Genomic DNA, 25,896 nt, shown 5'->3' with positions numbered 1-25,896 from the left:
CGCGGGTCCGCCTTACTTCTTCTTCTTGCCGCTCTTGGAACCGCCCTTGCCGGTGTTCTTCGAGCCGCCCTTGCCCTTCTTCTTGTCGTCGTCGTACAGGCCGGGCGGGTTGTAGCCCTTGACGAAGCCGGGCTTGGTGTCGCACGGGTTCCACGGCTTGCAGCGGTCGTACTCCCAGTACTCGCGCTCCTCGAAGTAGCCGTCGCCGTAGTCGAACTCGCCGATGCCGTCGTCCACGTACGGACCGCCGTGAGTGTCGCCGTAGCCGTCGCCGAACTCGCCGATCAGGTCGTAGCCGATCACCCGGCCGCCGGAGTACGAGTAGCTCGGCTTGCGGATCGGGCTGTAGTGGCAGGTGCGCACCGAACCCTCGCTCCGGCAGTCGACCCGCCGGCTCCCGTCGCCGGGGCTGCCGTAGCCGGAACCCCCGGACCCACCCGACGGGATGCCGGGCACCGGTGTCGGGGACTCCGCGCCGGGCGGCGTGGTGTAGCCCGGCGGCACCTTCGGCGACCAGCCGCCCCGGCCGCTCACGAGCTGGTCGATGAACGAGGCCGGGCTGTCGTACGCGGGCCGCTCCGACTCGGCGGCCGGCGCGTGCCACGTGTACAGCGAGCGGTAGCCGAGGTCGCCGCCCGTCCGGTACGCCGTGACCGCCGCGTCCCACAGGATGGTCCGCGCCGGCTCGGGCGCGGGCGACAGCTTCGACGTCAGGCCGCTCGGGTCGGCGAAGCTCACCGGCGAGTTGCTCGCGTACGCGTAGCCCTGGAGCTGTTGCGGGTCCTCGGCGTTGAGGATGGGGTCGGCCGAGACGAACGCCCCGACCGCCGGGTCGTAGTCGCGGGCCCCGAGGTGCGTCAGGCCGGTCGGGTCCGTCGCGCCGCCGACGAAGCCCTGCTCGCCGGGCCACACCGGGACCGTGCCGCGCGGCGCGCCGTACGGGAGCTGCCGCCGCACCGTCACGTCGAGGCTGTCGGCGTCGACCGCCGCGCCCGCCGTGCCGGCGTGGTCGTCCGCGAGCCAGCTCAGGCCGGACTCGGTGCGCACCGCGACGGTGGTGCCGCCGACCGCGTAGTGCCGGGTTCCGGTGACGACGCCGCCTTGTAGCCGCACCTCGGCCGAGCCGAGGTAGAGCGTGCTGCCCGCCGGGTCGCGTCGGAGGAGGCGGTTGCCGTCGGCGTCGTACTCGAACGTGGTCGCGTCCGCACCCGCCCGCACCTCGGCCAGGCGGCCCTCGGCGTTCCAGGACAGGGTCTGCCCGGGGCGGGTGGTGGTGTTGCCGGCCGCGTCGTAGCCGTAGCCGTCCACCTGCGACCCGCTGGTCACCGTGGCGACGCGGTGCGACCCCGCCGGGTAGGCGTAGTCGCGGACCGTGTCACCGCCGGCCGCGTGCCGCGTCTCGCGAGTCCGGTTGCCCGCCCGGTCGTAGCCGTAGGTGTGCCAGTACGGCTCCGGCCCACCCAACGCCTCCAGGCTCGGCGCGGCGCAGTCGGCGGCGGTCCAGGCCTCCACCAGTCGCCGGAACGAGTCGGTGCGGAAGCACTGCGCGTCGCCGGACACGGTGTCGGCGCTCGACACGACGTTCCCGATCGCGTCGTAGCCCAGGTTCAGGTCGACGGCGACCGCCCCGGTGTCCAGTTCGGTCTTCACGCCGGTCAGCCGGGAGGTGGCGTCGTCGTAGGTGTAGCTGCGCATCACCCGCCCGCCGAGGATGCGGTCGCGGAGCCGGCCGGTGTTGGTGTAACCGGTGTCCACCACGTACTGCGCCAGGTCGGAGCCCAGCGTCTGCTCCAGCCCCACCGCGTTGTGCCCGGTGGTCAGCGTCTCGGCGGGCAGGCCGCCCACGGCGGGCACCGTGGTGGTGACGACCTGGCCGGCCTGGTTGTAGTCCACAGTGGACTCGTAGCGGCCGGCCAGCGCGCCCTCGCGGGACGGGATCGTGACGGCGGTCCCGGTCGGCAGGCCCTGGGCGGTGTAGCCCAGGGTCTCCGTCCGGTACTCCTCGCCGTCGACGTGCCGGATCGCCGCCACGGGCGCGCCCACACCTCCGGGCAGGCTGTCGAACGTCCACTCGGCGAGCCGTGTCGCCCCCTCGTGCAACGCGGTTCTCCGATCCAGCGGGTCGTAGGTGTGGGTGAGCGTCCGGCCACGCGCGTCGGTGACGCCGGTCAGCCGGCCCTTGTCGTCGTACGCCATGGTGGCGACGCCCTTGTCCGGGTCCTCCACGCGCACCTGGCGACCACGCAGGTCGTAGTCGAACCGCCACGCGTTCCCGGCCGGGTCGGTCACCGAGGACCGCTTGCCCGCCTTGGTGTAGCCGTAGGTCGTGGCGTGGAAGTCGCCGGTCGGCCCGTCGCCGCTGTACTGGCGCAGCTCGACGAGCCGGCCGCGCACGTCGGTGATCTCCGTGGTGGGTGTGCCGCCGGCGGGCGGGTCCTCGCTCACCCGGTCGCCGCCGTGCGTGAACGTCGTGCGGTGCTTCTCCTGGCCGTACGAACGCAGCACCTCCGCGCTGGTGCGGCCCGCGCCGTCGTACTCCACGACGTCCTGTGACGGCACGTCGGCGTCGGCCACCACGAGCAGCGACGTGCTCGGCGCGTCCGGGTTGTGGTAGCCGGCGTTGGTCCGGGAAACGCGGCCGTGCGTGTCGTACAGGGTGTCGGTGACGATCCGGCCGCCGTTGGGCGACGGGGACTGGGTCTGCCGCTCGCGCAGCAGGCCGTCGTACAGGGTGTGGCTGGTGGCGTAGTCGCCCGAGCCGAGCAGCCGGTGCGTGGTGACCACGGCCGGGCCGTCGGCGCGGATGAGGTACTCGTGCCGCACCGTCGGGCTCTCGGTGCCGGGACGTCCCGGCTGCCACGCGGCGGTGAGCCGGCCGAGCGGGTCGTAGGTCCGTTCACCGCGCCGGTTGTTCGCCTCCACCGTGGCGGTGGTCCGGCCGCGCGCCGGTTCCGACTCGGTGGTGGTCGTGTGGCCGAGCGGGTTGGTCACCGTGACGCCGGTGACCGGGCCGCCGGTCGCGGGCCGGTAGGCCGTCGTGGTCTTCGCGCCCGACGCGTCGAAGGACTCCACCACCCGGCCGTGCAGGTCGTGCGTCGCGCGGGACGTGGTGGCGTACACCGGTTGCGTGCCGTCCCACGACGCCAGCTCCTCGGTCTTCGTGACGTCGCCCTTGGTCGGCGCGGCGTCGACGGAGGTCGCGCCGTCGTAGAACGTGCGCTCGTCGGACACGATGTCCGCCGGGTTCGCCGTGGTGCCGCACGGGACGGACGCCGTGACCACCCGGTTGGGGCGGTTCAGAATCCACGCGGTGGTGTTGCGGACGTACGTCGTCGTGGTGCACACGTCGTCGTCCGCCACCGCCACGTCGCCCAGGTCGTGCACCTTGGTGACGCTGCCGTAGCCGTCGTGCTCGGTGCGGGTCTCGGCCAGCCGCGCGCCGCCCGCGACGACGGTGCGGGTCTGCACCGAGTCGACCTTGAGGACGCGGGCCTCCAGCGGGCCGCTGTCCCGGTTGCGCACGGCGGTCGGGTCGGACAGCCACGGCTGCTGGAACTCCGCCGAGATCTCCGCGCCCGTGGCCGCGTCCCGCACGACCGTCTCCCGGGCGAACCCGGCCAGGCCCGGCTTGTCCTCGAACTTCTTGTTCTGCGAGTCGACGACCTCCACCTTGCGGCGCGTGCCGTCGATCAGCAGGTCGTCGTGCATGCCGCGGAGGAACAGGTGCTCGGTCAGCGTCTGCGGGCCGTCCGCGTCACCGGTGCGCACCTTGACCTTCTGGAAGCCGCGCCACGAGCCCCACGTCTTGAACCGGGACGGCACCAGTTCGGCCGCGTCGTACCGCCACGCGGGGCCGGCGTCCACGTACTCGTAGCGGGTGACCTTGCGCGGAGCCTGCCCGACCCGGTCGACCTCGGCGACCTCGCCGACGACGTACTTGTTGAACCAGCCCAGTTCCGGCGTGGCCGCGCCCTGCCGCAGCCAGTAGGTGGGGAAGCAGTTCTCCTCGTTCGCGTCCTGCCGGGGCAGGGTCGCCGGGTCGCAGCGGTCGTTCAGGTAGCCGACCTCCGTCACGCCGCCGGTCTCGTTGTAGATGCGGGACAGCCGCCACTTGTTCATGGGCTGCAGGCCGTCCGCCGCGCCGACCCGGTTGGCCAGCCGCACCCCGTCGAACAGCACCCCGGGGAGGCTCGCCGTGCCGCCCACGTGCCCGGTGCGGGTGATGGACCGGAGCCACAGCGTCGGGCTGGTGTGGTCCTCGGTGCCCGGGAAGACGTGGTCGAGCGTCCACGAGTCCACCTCGGCGAACCCCGCGCCCTGCCGGACCTGCGTGGTGATCTTGGCGAGCCGCTTGGTGCCCCAGAAGCTCGGGCCGGCCGCCGGGCAGTTGCCGCCCGCGCAGCCCAGGTCCCACGGCGTGTCCGGCCAGTCCACCGGGTGCGACGCGTCGCACACCGAGCCGGGGATGCACCGGGAGCCGCTGTCGAACAGCACGCGCGCGGTCGGCTCGGTGTCCGCGCGGTGGCCGTAGTCGATGCGGGCGAGGTGTCCGGCGCGCACGTAGGGGGTGGCGTTCGAGGCGACCCCGGCGCGGCCGTAGTGGTTGGTCTCCGTGTCGTAGGAGTAGGTGACCTGGTCGCCGTGGACGTCGGTGACGGTGTCCAGGGTCCAGCGGTAGCCCTGCTGGCACCACGACGTGTCGAACGACGGCCCGTGGCACGGCTCGTCCGCGTCGTTGCCGAACACCGGCACCGTCCAGGTGGACTTGGCGTTCCCGTTGCGCCCGAACGAGTACTGCGTGCCGTCGGGGCCGGTCACCACCCAGTGCTCGCCGTCGTTGTCGCCGTTGGCCGCGCCCGTGCGCGACTCCACCCGCCAGCCCTCGTCGTTGGCGACCCGCCACACGCCCTTGGTCGCGTCCCACACCAGCTCACCGGTCACGCCCGGCAGGACGAGGTGCGCGGCCTGGCGGTCCCAGCACAGGTCGCCCTTGCCCGGGTGGCCGTCCTCGGCGCACGGCTTGTAGGTGCGCTCGATGAACCCCGGCTCGTAGCCGAACCCCTCGCCCACCCAGGACGACTGGTTGTTGGTCGACGCGGTCCGCCCGTCCACCACGCCCGACGAGTAGGCCAGCGCGATCTGCGGCGTCGGCCCCGGCGCGGGCGGCGCCTGGATCGGGTAGTTCCACGAGAAGTCGCCGGACTGCACGCCCACCGCCCACGTCGCCGACGGGGCCAGCGAGGTCGGCGCGAAGCTGCCCGCCTCGCCCGCCGTGCCGGCGGTCAGCGCGTACAGCGGACCCGGGGCCGCCGCGACCCGCACGCCGTCCGGCCCGGTGGTGCGGCCACCCGCCGTGCCGCCGGCCACCTCGGCGCGGATGCGCCCGGCCGCGGTGTCGTTCCGCGCGGGGACCACCCGGCCGCTGCGCAGGTCCACCACCCGCAGGCGGGTCGCGAAGTCGCCGCCGAACGCCTGGCGGAAACCGGAGTAGTCCAGCTCCACCGCCGCCGAGCCGGTCGCCCGCGCCCGGAAGAGCACGCCGTTCACCCCGGCCCGCTCGGCGGCGGCGCGGTCCAGCACCTCCACGGCCCCCGCCCGCGGGGAGGTGACCTCCGGCGCGGATGTGACCGCCTCGGCCGTCACCTCCAGCGCGGGCGGCGCGACGGAGCCCGCCGCCGTCCCCGCCACCGACCGTTCCGGCGCGCGCTCCGGCCACGCCCACGCCTGCGCCGCACCGGGCGGCACCACCACGACCGACAACGCGAGCACGGCGCTCAGCGCCAACGCCCGTCCACGACCTCTCGCAGCCACCACGCGGGATCTCCCCCTCAAGCGACGTCAGGGCCGGGGCGACGCACCCCGGCCCTGACGCTCACCCTGCTGTCACCGCACCCTGTTCGAACAGTGCTCCGCGCTGTGCCGAACAGGTCCGAACACCCCTACGGCTTCTTCTTTTTCTTCGGGGTGGCGGGTTTCTTGGTCTTGCGGTGCTTGCCCTTGGGCTTCTGCTTGGCGATCGCCTTCTTGATCTTCGGGAGGAGTTTCTTGGCCAGGCCGACGCCGCCCGCCGCGAGCGCCGCCGCGCCCATGAGCCCGCCGAGCACCGCGTCCTCGGTGCCCGCCTTGAACTTCTGCACCACCTTGTGCCCGACGGTCGCGTACGTCTGGCGCTCCTCCTGCTTCGCGATGACCTCGTCGGTGCGCTGCCCCTTGGCGGTCTTGGACTTGCCCGTCTTCGTGCCGCCGTTCAGCACGCCGCCCCTGGTGCCGCCGTTGATCTTGCCGCAGGTGCACGCGGCCTTCTTGTTGGGCGGATTCGCGTGCACCTGGCACGACGAACCGGCGTTGTGCACCAGGACCGCGCTGTCGGCCGCTCCGACGTAGTAGGTGTGCAGGTCGTCGACGGTCAGGTTGTGCACCCGCAGGTACTCGGACCGCCGCTCGACCTGGAGGACCGGCAGTTCACGCCCGTCCGAGGTACGCACCAGGTCGCCGACCCGGAGTTCGCCGGCCTCCTTCCACACTCCTTCCCCGACCACCCAGAACGGGTGCCCGTCGGTCGCGACGATCGCGCCCGGTCCGGCGTCGGTCGCGACGGTGACCGTGACGAGGTCCTTGACGCCCTGGCCGAGGATCGTGTCGGTCACCGGCCGGGCCTCGGTCCGCCCGGTCTGCGGGTTGGTGGCCAGCACCAGGTCGCCGACCGCCACCTGCCCGATCGGCTTGCGGGTGCCGTCCGCCATCAGCACCGGGGTGTCCGGCGTGAAGGAGTTGCACCCCCGCTTCGAGACGGCCTTCTTCACCGCCCGCGCCGTCTTGGTCGCGGCGGTCTTGACGCCCTTCGCGGTCGCCTTCGTCGCCTTGGCGACCGCCTTGCCGGTCTTCGCGGCGGCCACCGCGCCCTTCGCACCGGCCTTCGCGCCCGCCTTGCCGATCGACTTCGCGACGGCCATGCCCGCCTTCAGCAGGAGCTTGCCGCCCGGCACCAGGCTGGCGGCGGCCCCGATGGCCATCTCGGCCGCCTTCTTCTTGTTGCCGGTCGCGAGGTAGGCCGCCGCGCTCACCGCGCCGGCCGCCGCCCCGACCGGGCCGGGCACCCAGGACGCGAGTTCCGCGACCTTGGCGACCTTCTTCAGCAGCCCCGACCAGAACAGGCCGTCCGGGTCGGAGTAGGTGTACGGGTTGTTGTTGGCGTACAGGTACCCGTGTAGCTGCTGCGGGTCGTCCTCGTCGATCACCGGGTCGACCGAGATGAACCGGCCCGTCTCCGGGTCGTACTCGCGGGCGCCCAGGTGGGTCAGGCCGGTCGACGCGTCCTTGGTGCCGCCGACGAAGCCCCGTTCACCCGGCCACGACGCCGGGGCCGCGCCCCGTTCCGCGCCGTAGGGCAGGTGCAGCCGGTGCTCGGCGGTCAGCAGCTCGGCGTTGACGGACGTCTCGGCCGTGCCGTGGTGGTCGGCCGACAGCCACGTCAGCGCGCCCTCGCCGGTCCGGACCGCGATCGTGGTCTCGTCGTGCTCGTAGTAGCGGGTGCCGGTGACCAGGCCGACCTTGTCCAGGTGCAGCTCGGTCGTCGTCCCGAGGTAGAGGGTCGTCCCCTCCGGGTCGCGGCGCAGCAGCCGGTCCCCGTCCGCGTCGTACACGTACGACGTGACCTTGTCGCCCTCGGCGACCTTCGTCAGCTCGCCGTCCGCGGCCCACGTGAGCTGCTGCGTCCGGCCGCCCACCGCGCGGGTCGCCGTGTTGCCCTCGGCGTCGTAGGTGAACGAGTCGGTGCGCTGACCGCCCGGTCCCGCGGTGGTCACCGACGTGAGGCCGTGCGGCTGCGGGCTGCCCGCGTTCGGGTAGCTGTAGGTGCGGGTGGTGTCTCCGCCCGCCGCGTGCTGCACCTCCGTGAGCCGGTTGCCGGTCTTGTCGAACGTGTACGAGTGCCAGTACGGCGCCGGACCGGTCAACGCGCCCACGTTCGGCGACGCGCCGCAGTCGTCGGCGGTCCACGCGTCCGTCATGCGACCGAGGTGGTCGTGGCGGAAGCACTGGGTGTCGACCGGGCGGTTGGCCGCCGCGTTGACCAGCTTCGTCAGGTTGCCCGACGGGTCGTAGGACAGCGTGCGGTCCACCGTCGGGGTCGGGTCGTTCTCCTGGAGCATCCCGGCCCGGACCAGCCGGCGGGTGCCCGTCTCGTACTCGAAGGTCTGCGCCACCTGCCTGCCCGGCACGCCCATGACGAGCATCCCGACCTCGCCGAGGTTGGTGTGCAGCGTCTGCGCCACGTACGGGGTGACACCGTCGAGCGTGCTCGGGTTGCCCTGCTCGTCGTAGCCGTACTGGAGCGTCTCGGCGGGCAGCCCGCCCACGCCCGGCAGCGACGCCGAGGTGATCTGGCCGGCCAGGTTGTAGGTCAGCGACGACTCGTACCGGCCCGCCAGCGGCCCCTCGCCCGCCGGGACGGTGACCGCGGTGCGGGTCGGCCGCTCCTGCTCGTCGACCGCCAGCACCTCGTCCCGGTAGCCCCGGCCGTCGACGTACCGGATCGACGCCGCCTCCACGCCCTTCACGGACGTGCCGTCGGCCAGCACGTCGAACACCCACTCGGCCAGCTTCGGCCCGGCCGCGGAGCCCTCGTGCGACGCCGTCTTGCGGCCCAGCGCGTCGTAGGTGTGCACGACGGTCCGACCCCGCGAGTTGGTGGTCGAGAGGAGCTGGTCCTCGTCGTCGTAGGACATCGTGGTCGTGCCCTGGTCCGGGTCGTCCACCCGGATCTCCCGGCCCCGCACGTCGAAGTGCGTGCGCCACACGTTGCCCGCCGGGTCCGTCACGGTCTCCAGCCCGCCGGACTTCGTGTAGGTGTACCGGGTGGCGTCGTACTCGGAGCCGTTCCGGTGCTGCCGCAGCTCAGTCGTCCGGCCTTCGGCGTCGAGCACCTTGGTCGTCGCGGTCCCGCCGGCCGGCGGTGTCTCGGTGACCCGGTCGCCGCCGTACGCGGTCGTGCCCCGCCACTTCTCGGCGCCCTCGACCTTGAACACCTCGGCGATCTCCCGGCCCGCGCCGTCGTAGTCGTACACGGTCTGCGCCGGCACGTCGACGTCCGCCACGAGCAGCAGGTCGGTGTTCGACGGCTCGGGGTTGTGGTAGTCGGCGTTGACCTTCGCGACCCGGCCGTGGCTGTCGTAAACCGTGTCGGACACGATCCGGCCGCCGTCCGGCGCGGACCGCTGCACCTGCCGCTGCCGCAACTGCCCGTCGAACAGGGTGTGCGTGGCGAGCTGCCCGCCGTTGCCGAGCAGCTTCCGCGTCGTCACCCAGGACGGGCCGTCGGCGCGCAGCCGGTACTCGAACTCCACGTCCGGCACCTCGGTGACCGCCCGGCCGGGCTGCCACACCTTGGCCAGCCTGCCCAGCGGGTCGTAGGCCATCACGGTGCGGCGGCCGTTCTCGTCGACCCGCTCCACCGGTTCGCCGGTCGCGGCCTGGAACACGGTGGTGTCGGTGTGCCCCAGCTCGTTCGTCGTCACGACCGACGCGACCGGGCCGCCCACCGCCGGAAGGTAGGCCGTGGCCTCCTTGTTGCCGAGCGCGTCGAACTCCTCGACCTCCCGGCCGTGCGCGTCGTACACCGACCGCTCGACCGTGGTGTACAAGGGGTTCGCGCCGTCCCAGCCGGACAGCTCCTCGGCGCGGGTCGGGTCGCCCTTGACCGGAGGTGTGCCGAACGCCTCGGAGCCGTCGTAGTACGTGCGCTGGTCGGAGATGACGTCGGCGGGCTGCGGCGTGGTTCCGCACGCCACCGACGCCTTCTGCACGCGGTTGGCGGTCGCGATCAGCCACGCGTCCAGGTTGCGCGCGTACTCGACCCTGGTGCAGGTGTCATCGTCCGAAGTGGACAGATCGGCCAGGTCGTTGGTCCGGACGTGCGCGCCGTACTCGTCGTAGAAGTGCTGTTCCTCGGTCTCGCGGTAGCCGCCGCCCGCCAACGCCGTGCGGGTGTGGCTGCGCTTGACCTCGGTGACGTAGGAGACCAGGTCGCCGGACGCCCGCCGGCGCGTCGCGTTCGGACCGATGATCACCGGCTCGTGCAGCTCGCGTTCGAGTTCCGCGCCGCCGTCGCCGTCGTAGGTGATCGACTCGTGGGCGAAGCCGCGCAGCGCCGGCAGGTCCGGCTGGTCGCCGAGCGTGACGGTCTTCGTGGTGCCGTCGGACTTCCGGTCGCCGTGCATGCCGCGGAAGAACCGGTGCTCGACCAGCGTGCGCGGGCCGCCCGGCTCCCCGGTGCGGACCTTCACGGTCTGGTAGCCGCGCCACTGGCCCCACGTCTTGAGTTCGGTGGGCACCAGCTCGGCATCGTCGTGGTGCCAGGCCGCGTCCCCGACGTACTCGTACGAGGTGACCTCGTCCGGCGAGCCGCCGACCCGGTCGATCTCCCGCACCTGGGTGACCAGGTACTTGTGGAACCAGTCCAGGTCCGGCTGCCCCGCGCCCTGCGGCGTCCAGTGCGCCGGGAAGCACGGCCGGCCGTTGCCGTCCGCCGCCGGCAGCGTGCCGCCGGCGCACCCGGCGGGCGCGTAGGTGACGTCGATCTGGCCGCCGGTCTCGGTGTGCACGCGGGAGACGCGCCACTTGCGCATCCACGGCTCGCCGTCGCCGACCTCGACCCGGTTGTCCTTCAGAACGCCGTCGAAGTTCACCTCCGGAGTGGTCTCGGTGCCGCCGACGTGTCCGGTGTGGACGATCGACTCCAGCCACAGGCTCGGGCTGGTCATGTCATCGGTCGACGGGAACAGGTGGTGCAGGGTCCACGAGTCGACGTCCCTGAGCTGCCCGTCCTCCCGCACCTGCGCGGTGATCGAAGCCAGCCGCTTGGAGCCGAAGAAGACCGGCGAGGTCTTGCCGGTGCACACGCCGCCGTCGCACTGCTGGTCCCACGGCACGTCCGGCCAGTCCGCCGGGCGGGACCGCTGGCACGGCGAACCGGGCACGCAGCGGTCGGCCGCGGTGAACACGACCCGCGCGGCGGGCTCGGTCTGCCCGTCCCGCAGGCCGTAGTCGATCCGGGCGAGCTGCCCGCCGCGCACGTACGGGGTGGCGTTCGAGGCGACCCCGGCGCGGCCGTAGTGGTTGGTCTCGGTGTCGTAGTGGTAGGCCACGGCGTCGCCGTGCCGGTCCACGACGTAGTCCAGCATCCACCGGTACGCCTGCTGGCACCACGAGGTGGCGAACGACGCCGCGTGGCACGGCTCGCCGGCCTGGTTGCCGAACACCGGGGCGGTCCACGCCGACTTCGCGGCGGCGGCCCGGCCGAAGAAGTACTGCGTGCCGTCCGGCGAGGTCAGCCGCCAGTGCTCGCCGTCGTTGTCGCCGTTGGCCGCGCCGAAGAGCTGGTCCACCCGCCAGCCGTCGTCCTCCTCCGCGCGCCACACCTGGCGGACCCCGTCCCACACCAGCTCACCGGACACGCCGGGCAGCGTCACGACGGCGTTCGCGGTGGCGTAGCAGAGGTCGCCGGTGGGCATGGAGTTGTTGCCCGAGGCCATGTCCGCGCCGCACGAGGTGTACTGGCGCTCGATGAACCCCGGCTGGAAGTCGAACCCGTCGCCGATCCACGACGCCTGGTTGTTCGTGGACGCCGTGCGCCCGTCCATCGCGCCGGACGAGTAGGACAGCGCCACCGTCGGCTCCGGACCGGGCACCGGCGGCAGGTCCAGCGGGTAGGACCAGGCGAAGTCACCGGACTGGAGGCCCACCTCCCACATCGCCGACGGGGCCAGCGACGTGGGCTGGTAGCTGCCCGCGCTGCCGCTCGGGCTCGCCGTCACCGCGAACACGGCGTCCGGCGCGGCCATCGTCCGCATGTCCTCCGGGTCGTCGCCGCGGGTCTTGGGACGCAGCGCGGGCGAGGCGGCCACCTCGCCCCGGATGCGGCCCTTGCCGACGTCGTTGTGGGACCGGATCGGCGTGGCCGTGCGGCACTCGGCGCGCTCCGGGTCCGTCGCCGCGCACGCGGGCAGCCGCACCAGCGACAGCCGCGTGGCGTAGTCGCCGCCGAACGCGTTGCGGAAGCCCGAGTAGTCGAACTCGACCTCCACCGGCCCGGCCCGGCGCGCCCCGTCGGCCCGCTGGACGCGGAACAGCACACCGTCCACCCCGGCCCGCTCGGCGACGGACCGGTCCAGCACGTCCACGCGGACCCGTTGCGGCCCGCGGGAGGTCACCGCGACCGGGGTGTCCGCCGCGCGGACGGCCTCCTTGGTGCTCAGCGCCACCTCGACGTTGCCCGGCGCGGGCCAGGTCACCTCCGGGACGGCGGTCACCGCCTTCTCGGCGGCCGGGTCGGCGGGCCGCGGCCGGGTCGTGCTCGCCGCGCCGGGGACCGACGCGGACTGCGCGACACTGGGAAAGCCACGCCGCTCGGGTTCGGCGGCCTGGGCGGCCGTCCCGGACACCGTGCTCGCCACCAGGGCGGCCACGGCGCTCAACGCCACGGCCACCCGGCAGCGTCTGGTGCGGAACAGGGGTCTGCGATCTCGAAACGGCCGTCGACGTGTCTCACGCATCCGCGATCGTCTCCTCGGTCGGAGTCCTGGCGTCGGGCAGGAGTGCCCAGTGCCAGCAAATCCGGCCGAGCCCGGCGGGCCGCCGGGCGCGAACTGTTCCGAACGATGCCGAACGCGGGCTGTGGCAACGAATCGCTCGACGCGGTCGCTTCACGAGCTTCAGAAGCGCTTGGCTCCGGCGTCAGGCCGCCGTGCTGTCCCGGCGTTCGACGGGCTCGGCGCGGAGCCGGGCGTATTCGCGCAGCAGTCCCGGCATGGTGAAGCGGTCGCCGCCGAGATGGGTCGCGAGGTGCCGGTCGGTGAGTTGGCGCAGCGCGGACCGCACGCGCGGCACGGGAGCGCCGGTCACCACGGCGAGCGCCTGCGGTGTCGCCGTCGGCAGTGCGCCGAGCAGCAGGAACACCCGGCGTGCCGGCTCGTCCAGGCGGTCGTACTCGGGTTCGTAGACCGCCGACAGGTCGAGCTGCGGGTCGCCGTCCGCGCCCAGCTCCGCGAGCGGGCCCGCCGCGTCCATCCGGGCGACGAGGTCCGCGATCGGGGTGCCCGCGGTCCGGTCGAGTGCGGCGGCGGCGATCCGCAAGGCCAGCGGTGTGCCCTCGCAGAGGTCCGCCAGCCGGGCCGCCGCGGTCAGCTCGGCCGCCACCACCCGTTCGCCGGCCGCGCGGGCGAGCACCCGCACCGCGTGGCCCCGGTCCAGCGGCGGCACGACGACCACCCGGCCGCCGTCGTACACCGACAGCCCGACCAGGCTGTCCCGGCTGGTCACCAGCGTGCACGAACCGGGGCCGCCGGCTCTCAGCAGCCGCACCTGGTCGGCCGACACCGCGCCGTCCAGCACCAGCAGGATCCGCTGGTCGGCCACCAGGGACCGGAACAGGGCGGCGGCGTGCCGCTCGTCGGCGGGCACCGCGCGGGCCGGCACGCCGAGACCCACCAGGACGTGCGTCAGCGCCTCACCGGCGGTCGCGGGCGCGGTGAGGTGGAGCTGGCCGGCCGGGAACCGGTTCGCCGCGCGGTGCGCCCACTCGACCGCCACCGCCGTCTTGCCCACGCCCGGCGCGCCGGTCACCACGACCAGGCCGGACTCGGCCGCCGCCACGTCCAGCTCGGCGAGTTCCGCCCGGCGGCCCGCCAAGCCGACCGGGGCGGGCGGTAGCTGGCGCGGCGGCACCGGCAGCGACGGGGCGCCCGCCGGCAGGGGCGCCGCCTCGACGGCCGCCGCGAGCCGGTCCCGGGCCGCCAGCCACCCGGCCACCTCGGCTCCGTCGCCGCCGCACGCGCGGACGTATTCCGCGATCAGCTCGCGGGCCGGCAGGGTGGACCGCTGCAACATGGTGGCGACGGTGCTCGGCGGCAGCGACCCGCCGTCCTGCCGGGCCCGCCGCTCAAGCTGCCGGTACGACAGGCCGGCCACCTCGCGCCGCCGTCTGAGCAGTGCCAGGAACTCCGCGCGGCTGCGCGCCCCCACCGGATCGACGTCGATCACGTGCTCCCCCATTCCACCCGACCCCACCGCGGCCGACCCTGCTGGCGGCGGGGGCGGACGACAAGCCGATCTCCTGTCCGAACCCGTTCGGCATTGTCCGAACAGCCCGTCCGTTCCGCCGAACAGCCGGTCGCCGGCGGCCGGGCGGTCCAACGTGGACCGCCGGCCCGCCGACGCGGATAATCCGTCCCGACTGGGGAGGAACGGCGTGGCGGACTATCCGGAAGTGCCCGACGAGGTCGTGGACAGGGTCCGGGCGGTGTGCCTGGCGCTGCCGCAGGTGCACGAGGAACGGGCCTGGCGCGGCACCCGGTGGCGGGTCGGGCAGCGGGCGATCGCGCACCTGCTGGAGGTGGAGGACGGACGGCCACCGTCCTACGCCGAGGCGGCCGGGCTGTCCGGGGGCAGCGTCCTGACGTTCCGGTCGGCGGGGCCGGAGCTGGCCGCGCTGGGCATCGCGCCCCACCCGTTCTTCAAGCCGAAGTGGGCCGCGAACGTGGTCGGCCTGGTGCTCGACGCCGACACCGACTGGGACGAGGTCGCCGAACTCCTCGTCGAGAGCTACTGCGTGTCGGCTCCGAAGAGGCTGGTGGACCTGGTCGAGCGGCCGGCCTGAGCCGGCGGCCGGCCTATCCCCTCCGGTTCCGGGGGTTCAGCGCGGCCGTCCGGTTCAGCGCGGCCGTCCGGTCCAGCGCGGCCGTCCGGTCCAGCGCGGCCGTCCGGTTCAGTGCGGCCGTCCGGTCCAGCGGGTCGCGCCCGGCATGGACAGGCCGAACTGGTCGAGCACTCGGGCCGCCACGTGGTCCACGATGTCGTCCACCGACGTGGGCTTGGTGTAGAACGCGGGCATCGGGGGCGCGAGCACCACGCCCATCCGGGCCAGCGCCAGCATGTTCTCCAGGTGGATCTCCGACAGCGGCAGCTCCCTCGGCACCAGCACGAGTCTGCGGCGCTCCTTGATGGTCACGTCCGCCGCCCGCGCCACCAGGCCGTCGCCGAAACCCATCCGGATCGCGGCCAGCGTCTTCATGCTGCACGGGGCCACCACCATGCCGTCGGTGGGGAACGAGCCGCTGGCGACGGCGGCCGTGGCGTCGCCGGGCGCCCACACGCGGTCGGCCAGCGCGTGCACGTCGGCGGCGGCCAGGTCGGTCTCCAGCTCCAGCGTCGCGCGGCCCCACTTGCTGAGCACCAGGTGGGTCTCCACGCCCAGTTCGCGGAGCACCTCCAGGATTCGCACGCCGAGGATCGAGCCGGTGGCCCCGGTGATGGCGACGACCAGCCTCACCGCGCCACCTCGCCCACGCCTGGTCCGGGGCCGACCACCGGCCTGACCGCATCCAGGCCCAAGCCGCAGCCGGTCACCGGTCTCACCGCGCCACCCCGTCCAGGCCCAGTCCGTAGCTGCGGCTGGCGGCCCGGCGCAGCCGGTACGGCACGGTGGCGTCGATGAAGCTGCGCTCACTGCCGCCGTCCCGGCCCCGTTCGGCGACCCACGGTTCAGTCTGCGACGGGTCCATCCGCAGCGGCCGGTAGCCGCCGTAGGACATGGCGTCGGTCGCCAGGTTGCAGCGCGTCGTGATCGCCCACAACACGTCCTCCGCGCAGCGGATGTCCACGTCGGTGTCGGTGAAGACGATCAGCTTGAGGAACGGGTGCCCGTCGAACAGCCGGCGCGCGATGTGCTTGAGCCTGCCCTCCGAGCGCGGCGAGTAGCGGCGCACGGCCACCACGAGCGTGAGCATCCCGCCGCCCGCCGGGGTGTGGTGCAGGTCGGCGATCAGGTCCCAGTCCTGGTCCACGACCGCCGCGACGCTCAGCTCGCCCGCCGTGCCGAGGATGACCGACTGCTCGCGGCCCGGTCCGATCACCGCCTGGTAGACCGGGTCCGGTCGGACCGTGATGCCGGTGACGGTCAGCACCGGCAGGTCCGGCTGACCGCCGCCGTCGTAGCCGAGGAACTCCGGCATCGACGGGCCGACCGACCGGCCGAGCGTCTCGTCGGCCGTGGTGTGGTCCAGGTAGCCCTCCAGCGTGATCTCGGCGTCCGCCAGCACCGGGACCGGCTGGGTGACCGCGTCGGTCAGGGTGACCGCGGTGCCGGCCAGGGCGCCCGCGAGCGCCAGCTTGCCGCGTCCCGCGAGTGCCGTGGTGGTCAGCGCGGACGCGATCACCGCCGCCGGCGGCGCGCCGATGTTCACGCTGACCGGCAGGCGCTCCCGCCGCCGGGAGGTGGCCTCGTGCATCGCGCGCAGTGCCCGGCCGGGGACCATCCAGACGCCCAGCCGGTCGGGACCGAGGACCAGCATCCGGTGCGCGGACAACGCGGTCGCGCCCGTGTCGGGGTCGAGCGCGTGCACCAGGCCGAGCGTCACGTACGGGCCCGCGTCGCGCGGGGTGGTGCGCAGGACGGGCAGCCCCGACAGGTCGCCGTCGTACGGCTCGCGCCGGTTCTCCACCCACGACGGCTCGACGGCCTTGCCGAACACCGCCGCGACGGTCTGGGCGTTCACCTGGCCCGGGAGGCCGGGCAGCCAGTCCCGGACGCGGTCGGCGCTGCCGTAGAGGCCGAGCAGGACGGGGAGGTCGGCGTCCGGTGGGCGGTAGAGCACGGCGGGCTCGGGGCGGGCGGAGGACGAGGCGGGGATGCCGGCGTGGTGCCGGGCGAAGTGCCGGGCCACCTGGTCCAGGGGCACGGACACCTCGGGCACGTCCGGGAAGGTGGCCAGCGCGTCGCGGACCGAGATGGGCGTCATGGGTTCTCCGGGTGGTCGGCGGCCGTCCGCTGCCGCGCATCGGCGAGCCGGGCCGAGGGGTCGGTGGTCGGGTGCCGCCGCAGTTCGAGCCGGGCCGAGGGGTCGGTGGTCAGGTGCCGCCGCAGTTCCCCGAACCAGTCGGCGGGGTGGTCGGCGGCGAGCAGCGCGGTGGCCACCAGCAACCCGGAATAGCCCGCCCGGAGCAGCCGGGCCGCGTCGGCGGGGTCGTCGATGCCGCTCGCGCTGACCGCGCACCGGGTGCCGCTGTCCAGCACGGCCGGCAGCAGCCGCAGCCCCCGGTCGGGACCGCCCGCGTCCGTCTCCCGCACGGTGATGTCCTTGTTGTTCACCGCCACCACGCAGTCGGCCGCCACCGGGCCGAGCGCGGCGACCTCCGCCTCGTCCACCACCTCCACGAACGGCGTCAGGCCGAGGTCGAGCGCCTGCCCCACGAGGGTCCTCAACGTGTCCACGGCCAGCAGCCGGGCGGTGAGCAGCACGGCCGACGCGCCGAGGTCCCTGGTCCGCCGAAGCTGTGCCGCGCCGACCACGAAGTCCTTGCGCAGCACCGGCAAGGAGGTCCGCGACACGACTTCGCCGAGCAGGTCCGGCGTCCCGCCGAACCAGCGCCCCGTCACGACGGACAACGCCGCCGCGCCCGCCTCCTGGTACGCCGCCACCACCTCGGCGGGCGTCCGGCCGCGCAACAGGCCGGCCCCGTCCCCGCCGTGCACCTTGACCTCGGCGATCACCGGCGTGGCCGATGCGCCCAACGCCTCCGCCAGCCCGCTCACGCCGCCACCGCCGACAGCCACTCGTCCCGCACCGCCCGCACCAGGGCCGCATCGAACACCCCGCGGCCGTCCCGCACTCCGCTGTCCACGTCCACCCCCGCGAACCCCGGCAGCGCCCGCACCTCGGCGAACCGCGCGGCCTGGCCGGGCCGGACTCCGCCCGCCACCAGGAACGGCACCCCGGTCTCGGCGGCGAGCGCGGCCAGCACGGCCGGGTCGGCGGACCGCCCGGTGCTGCCGATCCGGCCGTCCGCCGCGGTCACGTCGAACAGCACCAAGTCGACCCCGGCCCGCCGGTAGGCGCCGAACAGCGGCCGTTCCGGGCAGTGCCCCGTGTCGGCCCGCACGTGCAGCACCTTGATCACCATCCGCGCCGGGTCGGCCCGCTTCAGCGCCAGCACCACGCCCGGCGACTGGTAGCCATGCAGTTGCACGGCCGAGAGGCCCGCGCCGACCATCTCCCGGTCCACGGCGGCGGCGTCGGGGGACAGCGTCACCAGCACCGGCCGCGGGCGGGGCGCCGAGGCGACCAGCGAACGCACCGACGCGAGGTCGAGGTCCGCGTGGCCGCCCGGCACGCCGTGCCACAGGCCGACGAGGTCCGCCCCCGCCGCCGCGAGCAGCTCCAGGTCCGCGGCGGCGAGGGCGCCGCAGACCTTGAGCAGGGGTCGTTCAGGCATCGACCGTCTCCGGTAAGCCGGCCAGCGCGGCTTCGACGCCCGCCTGGTCGTACGGCTCGTCCCGCAGCGATCCCGTCAGGTACGCCTCGTACGCCGACAGGTCGAAGTGGCCGAACCCGGACAGGCCGAACACGATCGTCTCGGCACGGCCTTCCGCCTTGCAGCGCAACGCTTCCCGGATCGTCGCCTCGATGGCGTGGGTCGACTCGGGCGCGGGCACCACGCCTTCGGCGCGGGCGAACGTGACGCCGGCGGCGAAGCAGCGGGTCTGCTCCAGCGCGACCGCCTCGATCAGGCCCTCCGTCAACGCGGCGCTGACCAGCGGCGCCATCCCGTGGTACCGCAGGCCGCCGGCGTGGAACGACGGCGGCACGTAGGAGTGGCCCAGGGTGTGCATCCGCAGCAGCGGCGTCAACCCGGCGGTGTCGCCGAAGTCGAACGCCAGCCTGCCCTGCGTCAGGGTGGGGCACGCGGCGGGCTCGGCCGCGACCACCCGCACCTTCGGACCGCCCGCCAAAGCCTTGCCCAGGAACGGGAACGCGAGTCCGCCGAGGTTGCTGCCGCCGCCGGCGCAGGCGACCACCACGTCCGGGTAGTCGTCGGCCAGCGCGAGCTGCGCGATGGTCTCCTGCCCGATCACGGACTGGTGCAGCAGCACGTGGTTGAGCACGCTGCCGCCCGCGTAGTTGGTGCGCGGGTCGCCCATCGCGACCTCCAGCGCCTCGGAGGTTGCGATGCCGAGGCTGCCCGAGCACTCCGGGTCCGCGGCCAGGATGCGCCTGCCCGCCGCCGTCTCGTCACTGGGGCTGGCCACGCACCGCGCGCCGTAGGTCTCCATCAGCAGCTTGCGGTACGGCTTCTGGTGGAAGCTGACCTTCACCATGTAGACCTGCACGTCGAGCCCGAACAGCGCGCCCGCGAAGGACAGCGACGAACCCCACTGCCCCGCGCCGGTCTCGGTGGCCAGCCGCTCCGCGCCCGCCTCCTTGTTGTAGTACGCCTGGGCGATCGCGGTGTTCGGCTTGTGGCTGCCGACCGGGCTGACGCCCTCGTACTTGTAGTAGATGCGCGCCGGGGTGTCCAGGACGCGTTCCAGCCCGCGGGCCCGGTGCAGCGGCGACGGCCGCCACAGCGCGTACAGCTCGCGCACCCGGTCCGGTATCGGGACCTCGCGTTCGAGGCCGAGTTCCTGTTCCGCCAACGCCCGCGGCATGATCGGCAGCAGGTCGTCCACGGTGATCGGCTGTCCGGTACCGGGGTGCAGGTGCGGTGGCACGGCCACGTCGGCGGCCAGGTTGTACCAGGTGGTGGGGATGTCCTTCTCATCGAGCACGAACTTGGTGCGCTCGCTCATTCAGGGCCTCCGGTTGAGGGGCGACTCGACCACGAGCGATCCGCGCGCCACCCGGTCGCCCGCGGTCAGCAGGTTGGGGTGGGCGGTGCGGAAGCCGTCGATGACCAGGTCGTAGGGAAGGTCTTCGAATTCGCCGTGTTCGCGCAGGAACTCCATGTTCCGGCGCCCGGCGAGGTCGTACGGGTGGTGCACGCTGTCGGCCGTGCCGTCGAACTCCAGCGGCGCGATCCGGTACAGCTTGCACAGGAGCCGGTTGAACACCGGGGTGGCCCGCACCCACTTATGTCCGATGTGGACGGAGGTGAGGCAGTGGTAGTGGAACACGTCGCCGCCGACCAGCTCGCGCAGCCGGTCCGAGGTCAGGTGGTTGCGCACGTCGGTGAGCACCAGCTTGCTGGGCACGCCGACCGCGCGCAGCAGCGCCGCGTACAGCACCGACTTGTGCAGGCACATCCCCGAACCGGCGGCGGCGACCGCGCTCGCCGTCAGACCGGCGCGCGAGAGGTCCGCGCCGTACACCTCGTAGCGCACGCCGTCCCGGACGGCGTAGTACAGCGTGACCGCCGCTGCCGCGGCCGGCACCGTGCGGTCGGGCAGGTGCCGGTCCAGGAAGCCCTGGACTTCCGGCGAGTCGTGGTCCAGGTGGTAGGTGGCGTCCAGCGTGGTCATCGCGTGTCCCCCGGTCACAAGCCGAGCATCGAGCAGATGCGGTTGCGCTGGATCTCCGAGGTGCCCGAGTAGACGGTGCCCGCGACCGCGTCGCGCAGGTCCTTCTCCACGCCGAACTCGCTCATGTAGCCGTTGCCGCCGAAGATCTGCACGGCGGCCAGCGCCGACGCCGTGTTGTGCTCGCTGACGACGAGCTTCGTCATGGCGATGTCGGCGGTCACGTTCTCCCCCGCCATCAGCCGCGAAGCCGTGTCGTAGAGCCACTTCCGCGACGTCTCGACGCCGATCTTCATGTCCGCGATCCGGTGCGACACGGCTTGGTAGGAGCCGATCGGCGCGCCGAAGGCAGTGCGTTCCCGGGCGTAGTCGACGCACCGGCCGAGCCGGTGCCCCATCGCGCCCAGGGTGATCGCGAAGGACAGCAGGATCTCCCGCTTCATCACGTGGTCCAACACCAGGAACCCGCCGCCCGGCTTGCCGACCACGTGCTCGGCGGGCACCGCGCAGTCCTCGAAGTACAGCTCCGACAACGGCGAGGTGCGCAGCCCCATCTTGTCGATGGCGCCGCCGACCCGCAGGCCCGGCGTGTCCCGTTCCACCAGGAACGCGGTCGTGCCCAGCGGCCCGCCCGCCGGGTGCGTCCGGGCGTACACCACGAACAGGTCCGCCACCGGGCCGTTGCTGACGAACGCCTTGGCCCCGTTGAGGATGAACCGGTCGCCGGCGCGCTCGGCCCTGGTCCGCATGGCGAACGCGTCGGACCCGCCGTCGGGCTCGCTGATGGCGTGCGCCCCGATCCGCGCGCCGTCGCAGACCTCGGGCATGATCCGGTCCTTGAGGGCCGCCGACCCGAACCGCTGCACGGCGATCCCGGTGCTGACCATGTGCGTGGACACCGAGAACCCCAGCCCGGCGTCCCGGCACCCCTCGCCCAGGCCTTCCAGCACGTACATCGTGGTCGCCAGGTCCTGGCCGAGCCCGCCCCAGCGCTCCTCGAACGGCAGCCGCAGCACCCCGCTCTCCCGCACCAGCTCCCACTTGTCCGCCGGGAAGCCGCCCTTGGCGTCCCGTTCGAGGTGGCCCTCCCCCAGGGCCGCCGACCACTGCCCCATACCGGCGCGCAGCTCGCGCTGCTCCGCACTCCAGGTGATCACGGCGGCGGCTCAGTAGTGGGAGAACGTCGCCGAGTCGAGGCTGTGCCGCTCGTCCCCGCGCAAGGCCGGGACGAACACGCACACCAGCCGCAGGTCCTCGTCGGGCGAGGCCACCAGGAAGTGCGGGTCGTGGTTGTCCAGCGCGTACAGCGTGCCGGGCACGATCGGGAACGCGTCGCCGGCGGAGTTGACCACCTCGCCGCTGCCCGCGATGCAGTAGCACGCCTCCAGGTGGTTGCGGTACTCCAGGCGCGACTTGGTGCCCGCGGCGACGATGGTGTCCGTCACCGTGTACCCCATCCCGTCGGACGCCAGCAGGAACCGCCTGCTGACACCGTTGCCCCAGTTCACGGACACGGCCTCGGACAGCGTCCGCACGATCATGGTCTTTCCCCTTCCAGGGTGGCGGCGGTGGGGCCGCCGGTGGTTTCGAGTTCGGAGGAGACGGGCCGCAGCGTCGCGACCCAGTCGGTGAGCGCGGCCACCACGTCACCGCCGTCGAGCGAGCGCTCGACCTGTTCGACGGCGGCACTGCCGACCACCGCGGCGTCGGCGCCCGCCCGCGCCAGCGAGCGCACGTCCGCGGCGGACCGCACACCGAAGCCGACCGCGATCGGCGCTGCGCCGCGCAGCCCGCGAATCGTCCCGGCGAGGGCGTCGAACCCGGCCGCGGGCCGCTGCCCGCTGCGGCCGTGGTGGGCCACCAGGTAGAGGTAGGCCGACGCGTGTTCCCGCGCGTCGGCCTGCGTGTCCATTGTGGACTGTTGATAGCAGGTGGTCACCACCGGCAGCCCGTGCTCACCCGCCGCGCGCAGGTAGTCCGCCCGCAGCCGGGGCGGCAGGGCGTGCACGAGGAGACCATCGGCGGCCGAATCGGCGACCGCGGCGACGAACCGCCCGACCGGCGTGGGACGCACGGTGTGGCCCCAGTCGGCGAGCAGGGCGATCCGCGTGCGGCGCAGCGTGCCGCGCACGTCGTCCAGCAGGGCGAGCACTTCGGCCAGCCCGACGCCGTGCGCGAGCGCCCGCCGCGCCGAACGCCGGATGACCGGCCCGTCGGTAGGCGAGTCCGGGAACGGCACCGCGAGTTCCACGCAGTCCACCCCGGACTCGTCCAGCGCCGGCAGGAGGTCGCGCAGCACCGGCAACGGCGGGTCGCCCGCGTTGAGGAACACCGCGAGCCCGATGTCCCCGGCGGGCACCTGGTCGAAGAACTTGGCCGGGCGGTCGGCGCGGTCGGCCCGGTCGGCCCGGTCGGCCCGGTCGGCCCGGTCGGCCCGGTCGGCGCGGTCGGGCGGGAGCGAGGGCATCCCACCCAGTGGTTCCGCGCCGAGCCGAACCCTGCTGGTTCCGCGCGGCTGTGCGGGTGGGAGCGAGGGCATCCCACCAGCGACCTTCGCACCGAGCCGAATCCCACCGGCCGTGTCGACCCGGCGGCGGCCGGCGGCCGGATCGTCCGTCTGATCAGACATGGGCGACCGCGGCCGATCCGCGGACCCGGTCCAGCAGGGCCGTCGCCGCGCCCGCCGCCACCGCGTCCTGCGCGGCGGCCAGCGCCCGACCCAGGTCCGGCTCCACCCCACCGAGCACGGCCATCGCCGCCGCGTTGAGGCAGACCGTGTCCACCGCCGCGCGGGACGCCCGCCCGGACAGCACCGCCGTGAAGCGGTCCACCACCCCGGCCCGGTCCGGCGCCGGCGCGAGGTCGGCGAGTCGGCCGCCGCTCACCGGCTCCACCGTGAACCGGGTGACACCCGGCTCGTCCACGGTGTTGCGGGCGAACCCGACCAGCTCGTCCACCCCGGTCTCGTTGTGGCACAGCCACACCCGCCCTGGGTGCGCCGCCGCCAGCGCCGCCAGCACCGGCCGGGACTCGGGCGCCGACAGACCGGTGAGCTGCGCGCCCACCGGCACCACCGCGAGGAACGGGCCGACGGTGTTGACGAACCCGCCGACGGCCCGCATCCCCAGCGGCACGATCAGCCGTGCCAGCCGGGCCAGTTGCGGCGGGTAGGCGAACTGCCCCGCGAACGCGACCCCGAACCGGTCGAGTGCGTCGGACAGCTCGGCCGCCGACCGCGCCGGGCGCAGGTCGAGCAGGTCCAGCAGGTCGATCGAGCCGACCGCGCTGGAGTGGCCGCGCGAGCCGGTCTTGACCACCCGCACGCCGATCGCGGCGGCCACGAACGCCGCCGCCGTCGAGATGTTCAGCGTCCCCGGTCCGCCGCCGGTGCCGACGACGTTGACCGCCCCGGGCACCAGCGGCCCCGGGTCGGGGGTCCGCTCGCGCAGTGACGCCACGAACGCCCGCGCCGTGTCCGGGTCGGGCAGCCGGGCCGACGCCGCGGCCAGCAGCGCCGCCGCCTCCGCCCGGTCCACGGCGCCCGCGTCGAGCCGGTCCCACCAGGCGGTCCACGCCTCCCGCCCCACCGGGTTGCCCCGGACCAGGGCGGCTGTCGGGTCGGTCATCGCGCTCGGCTCCCCGCCGGCTCCACGGCCTCGATGAACGACGCGATGGCGGTGACGGTGCGGAAGCTGTCGGGGTCGAGTTCGATCTCCTCCACGGCCACGCCGTGGGCGCTCTCCAGCCAGGCGATGATCTTGAGCAGGCCGAGGCTGTCCACCACCCCGCCCGCCACCAGGTCGTAGTCGGCGGGCAGCGACGCCTCCGGGATGTCCGGGGCGAACTCGGCGCAGATGAACGCGGTGACTTCCTTCGTGCGGTCCATGTCAGTCCTTCGCGGTCCTGGTCGTGAGCAGCTTTCGCCGGTCCGGTTTGCCGGTCGACGTGCGCGGAATCGGGTCGTCGGAGATGCGGAAGGTCGAGGGCACGGCGGTGCGCGGCAGCCGGTCGGCGCAGTGGCGGCGCGCTTCGAGGCCGTCCAGCGCCACACCCGGCGCCCGCCGCACCTCGGCGTGCAGCACGTGCCCGGCGACCGGGTCGGGCACCGCGACCACCACGGCCTCCGCCACCGCCGAGTGGTCGCCGAGCACGTGCTCCACGTCCGCCAGGTTGGTGCGCACGCCCCGCACCTTGACCTGGAGGTCGGTGCGGCCGAGCAGGACCAGCCGGCCCTCGGGGGTCCGCCGCACCAGGTCGCCGCTGCGGAAGTAGCGCCGGTCGTCGGCGCCTTCCGGGTGACCGGTGAACTTGGCTTCGTCGAGCCGCGCGTCCAGGTAGCCGGCGGTCTGGAACGGGGTCGACACGCACAGCTCGCCGACGCCCTCGCCGGTGAGGACACGGCCGTCGTCGCCGACCACCAGCACCGCCACGCCCGGCAGCGGTTCGCCGAGCGCCGTCACGCCGTCCGCCAGGTCGTGCTCGTCCAGGCGGCGCACGAGGCTGTCGTTGGTCTCCGTGCAGCCGTACACGTCGTGGAAGCGGGCATTGGGGAACAGCTCGGGCAGCCGCCGGAGCAGCCGCACGGGGGTGCTCTCCCCGGTGAGCAGCACGTCTTGCACGCTCGGGTGCTGCCCGCCCGCGTCGGCGAGTTGGCGGAACAGCATCGGCACGCCCTGCACGAGGGTGACCCCGTGGTCATCTATCAGGCGGCCGAGGTGGCGGCCGTCGGTCCCGCGGGCCGGGTCGACCAGCACCACCGTGCCGCCGTGCTTGAGGGTCGCCCAGATGTCCAGCAGGCACAGGTCGAAGTTGAGCGGGCTGTGGTTGAGCACCACGGAGTCCGGCCCGAGCCCGAACCGGACGCCCGCCCAGTCGGTGAACCGGTCCACCGCGCCGAAGCTCAGCGGGACGACCTTCGGCACGCCCGTCGAGCCGGACGTGGTCAGCAGCAGCGCCACCGCGTCGGGATCGGCGGGTCCGCCGGCCAGCGGCAGCCCCACCGTGCCCGCCGCCATGACCAACTCCGTCGTCGGGCCGGCCACACAACCAGCGGTCGCGAGCAGGTGGGCCAAAGTGACCTCGCCCAGTTCCACCGAGGGCAGCAAAACCGGGCGGCCCCGGCCCAGGCAGGCCAGCACGGCGGCGATCGAGTCCGGGGACTTCGCGGCCCGCAGGCCGAGCGTCCCGCCGCCGGGCGTGAGGTGGTCGAGTCCGGCCGCGGCCTGTCCGGCGCGCCGCAGCAGGTCCCGGTAGCCGACGGTCTCGTCCCGGTGGACGAGGGCCGGGTGGTCGGGCGCGTGCGCGGCGGTGGCCGACAGCGCCTCGACCAGGGAATGAACAGCCATGTCGAGCGAGCACCCCCATTTTCCGAGTGTGGGAACGGCGCCCCGCCCGCAGGCGGCGAGGAGCAGGAACGGACCCGACAAGTGGCGGACGACAATCTTGCCGGCGAATCCACCGGCGCGTCGAAAGAGCTTCCCCAGCCGCGCCGGGAGAAAGTCGATGGACGTTTTCACTCATCGAGCGGGCCTTACCCTACGGGCCGTGCGGGGAACCGGACAATACCGCCGTCGGTGGCCGTCTATTCGGCCGTTTGTCCGAGGTTGGAC

General features: G+C 73.7%; 16 protein-coding genes. 1 reads left to right on the top strand and 15 read right to left on the bottom strand.

What is annotated here, in order from left to right; genetic code table 11:
• Positions 1 to 12: 12 nt before the first annotated feature.
• The 3 genes from ACQPZF_RS20110 to ACQPZF_RS20100 form a co-directional block, all read right to left on the bottom strand.
• A complete protein-coding gene (locus tag ACQPZF_RS20110) occupies positions 13 to 5,814 on the bottom strand; it encodes an RHS repeat-associated core domain-containing protein (protein WP_433273833.1) in 5,802 nt (1,933 codons plus the stop codon).
• 125 nt (positions 5,815 to 5,939) lie between these two features.
• On the bottom strand, positions 5,940 to 12,551 hold the full coding sequence (locus tag ACQPZF_RS20105) for a polymorphic toxin-type HINT domain-containing protein (protein ID WP_433273831.1): 6,612 nt from the start codon (positions 12,549 to 12,551) through the stop codon (positions 5,940 to 5,942).
• 181 nt (positions 12,552 to 12,732) lie between these two features.
• Positions 12,733 to 14,049 (bottom strand): NB-ARC domain-containing protein, encoded by a 1,317-nt coding sequence (locus ACQPZF_RS20100; protein WP_433273829.1) that lies wholly within the window; start codon positions 14,047 to 14,049, stop codon positions 12,733 to 12,735.
• 196 nt (positions 14,050 to 14,245) lie between these two features.
• Here ACQPZF_RS20100 and ACQPZF_RS20095 point away from each other — a divergent pair, with 196 nt between their 5' ends.
• A complete protein-coding gene (locus tag ACQPZF_RS20095; protein WP_433273827.1) occupies positions 14,246 to 14,653 on the top strand; it encodes an MmcQ/YjbR family DNA-binding protein in 408 nt (135 codons plus the stop codon).
• 108 nt (positions 14,654 to 14,761) lie between these two features.
• Here the strand turns inward: ACQPZF_RS20095 and ACQPZF_RS20090 are convergent, their stop codons facing one another.
• From ACQPZF_RS20090 to ACQPZF_RS20035, 12 genes are all read right to left on the bottom strand, one after another.
• A complete protein-coding gene (locus ACQPZF_RS20090) occupies positions 14,762 to 15,325 on the bottom strand; it encodes a UbiX family flavin prenyltransferase (RefSeq protein WP_433273825.1) in 564 nt (187 codons plus the stop codon).
• Between the two features lie 82 nt (positions 15,326 to 15,407).
• Positions 15,408 to 16,793 (bottom strand): UbiD family decarboxylase domain-containing protein, encoded by a 1,386-nt coding sequence (locus tag ACQPZF_RS20085; RefSeq protein ID WP_433273823.1) that lies wholly within the window; start codon positions 16,791 to 16,793, stop codon positions 15,408 to 15,410.
• Positions 16,790 to 17,587, bottom strand: a complete 798-nt coding sequence (locus ACQPZF_RS20080; RefSeq protein ID WP_433273821.1) for a hypothetical protein — start codon at positions 17,585 to 17,587, stop codon at positions 16,790 to 16,792. Before ACQPZF_RS20080 ends, ACQPZF_RS20085 begins: the two co-directional genes overlap by 4 nt.
• The gene (locus tag ACQPZF_RS20075) at positions 17,584 to 18,267 is read right to left on the bottom strand and encodes a phosphoribosylanthranilate isomerase (RefSeq protein ID WP_433273819.1); all 684 of its coding nucleotides are present in this window, start codon (positions 18,265 to 18,267) and stop codon (positions 17,584 to 17,586) included. Before ACQPZF_RS20075 ends, ACQPZF_RS20080 begins: the two co-directional genes overlap by 4 nt.
• Positions 18,260 to 19,621, bottom strand: a complete 1,362-nt coding sequence (locus tag ACQPZF_RS20070) for a TrpB-like pyridoxal phosphate-dependent enzyme (RefSeq protein ID WP_433273817.1) — start codon at positions 19,619 to 19,621, stop codon at positions 18,260 to 18,262. The genes ACQPZF_RS20075 and ACQPZF_RS20070 overlap by 8 nt, the downstream gene beginning before the upstream one ends.
• Positions 19,622 to 20,290, bottom strand: coding sequence for a transglutaminase domain-containing protein (locus ACQPZF_RS20065; RefSeq protein ID WP_433273815.1), 669 nt, complete (start codon positions 20,288 to 20,290; stop codon positions 19,622 to 19,624).
• Positions 20,291 to 20,304: 14 nt separating this feature from the next.
• Positions 20,305 to 21,444 carry an acyl-CoA dehydrogenase family protein gene (locus tag ACQPZF_RS20060; RefSeq protein WP_433273813.1) on the bottom strand — a complete coding sequence of 380 codons (1,140 nt, stop codon included), beginning with the start codon at positions 21,442 to 21,444 and terminating at the stop codon, positions 20,305 to 20,307.
• A 9-nt stretch (positions 21,445 to 21,453) separates the two neighbouring features.
• A complete protein-coding gene (locus ACQPZF_RS20055; RefSeq protein ID WP_433273811.1) occupies positions 21,454 to 21,828 on the bottom strand; it encodes an ectoine synthase in 375 nt (124 codons plus the stop codon).
• A complete protein-coding gene (gene trpA, locus ACQPZF_RS20050) occupies positions 21,825 to 22,754 on the bottom strand; it encodes a tryptophan synthase subunit alpha (RefSeq protein ID WP_433273809.1) in 930 nt (309 codons plus the stop codon). Before trpA ends, ACQPZF_RS20055 begins: the two co-directional genes overlap by 4 nt.
• A gap of 154 nt (positions 22,755 to 22,908) precedes the next feature.
• Positions 22,909 to 23,913 (bottom strand): hypothetical protein, encoded by a 1,005-nt coding sequence (locus ACQPZF_RS20045; RefSeq protein ID WP_433273807.1) that lies wholly within the window; start codon positions 23,911 to 23,913, stop codon positions 22,909 to 22,911.
• Positions 23,910 to 24,173 (bottom strand): acyl carrier protein, encoded by a 264-nt coding sequence (locus tag ACQPZF_RS20040; protein ID WP_433273805.1) that lies wholly within the window; start codon positions 24,171 to 24,173, stop codon positions 23,910 to 23,912. Before ACQPZF_RS20040 ends, ACQPZF_RS20045 begins: the two co-directional genes overlap by 4 nt.
• 1 nt (position 24,174) lies before the next feature.
• On the bottom strand, positions 24,175 to 25,632 hold the full coding sequence (locus ACQPZF_RS20035) for an AMP-binding protein (protein ID WP_433273803.1): 1,458 nt from the start codon (positions 25,630 to 25,632) through the stop codon (positions 24,175 to 24,177).
• Positions 25,633 to 25,896 lie beyond the last annotated feature (264 nt).

The sequence above is a fragment of the Actinosynnema sp. CS-041913 genome (genome assembly GCF_050942485.1).
Classification (GTDB): domain Bacteria; phylum Actinomycetota; class Actinomycetes; order Mycobacteriales; family Pseudonocardiaceae; genus Actinosynnema.
This window is presented reverse-complemented; position numbering and strand designations above follow the sequence as displayed.

Excerpts from the sequence above, each read along its gene's own strand:
- ACQPZF_RS20065 (WP_433273815.1), bottom strand. The coding sequence starts at position 20,290 with ATGACCACGCTGGACGCCACCTACCACCTGGACCACGACTCGCCGGAA.
- ACQPZF_RS20035 (WP_433273803.1), bottom strand. The coding sequence starts at position 25,632 with ATGGCTGTTCATTCCCTGGTCGAGGCGCTGTCGGCCACCGCCGCGCAC.
- ACQPZF_RS20100 (WP_433273829.1), bottom strand. The coding sequence starts at position 14,049 with ATGGGGGAGCACGTGATCGACGTCGATCCGGTGGGGGCGCGCAGCCGC.
- ACQPZF_RS20085 (WP_433273823.1), bottom strand. The coding sequence starts at position 16,793 with ATGACGCCCATCTCGGTCCGCGACGCGCTGGCCACCTTCCCGGACGTG.
- ACQPZF_RS20045 (WP_433273807.1), bottom strand. The coding sequence starts at position 23,913 with ATGACCGACCCGACAGCCGCCCTGGTCCGGGGCAACCCGGTGGGGCGG.
- trpA (WP_433273809.1), bottom strand. The coding sequence starts at position 22,754 with ATGCCCTCGCTCCCGCCCGACCGCGCCGACCGGGCCGACCGGGCCGAC.
- ACQPZF_RS20055 (WP_433273811.1), bottom strand. The coding sequence starts at position 21,828 with ATGATCGTGCGGACGCTGTCCGAGGCCGTGTCCGTGAACTGGGGCAAC.
- ACQPZF_RS20070 (WP_433273817.1), bottom strand. The coding sequence starts at position 19,621 with ATGAGCGAGCGCACCAAGTTCGTGCTCGATGAGAAGGACATCCCCACC.
- ACQPZF_RS20040 (WP_433273805.1), bottom strand. The coding sequence starts at position 24,173 with ATGGACCGCACGAAGGAAGTCACCGCGTTCATCTGCGCCGAGTTCGCC.
- ACQPZF_RS20075 (WP_433273819.1), bottom strand. The coding sequence starts at position 18,267 with ATGCCTGAACGACCCCTGCTCAAGGTCTGCGGCGCCCTCGCCGCCGCG.
- ACQPZF_RS20105 (WP_433273831.1), bottom strand. The coding sequence starts at position 12,551 with ATGCGTGAGACACGTCGACGGCCGTTTCGAGATCGCAGACCCCTGTTC.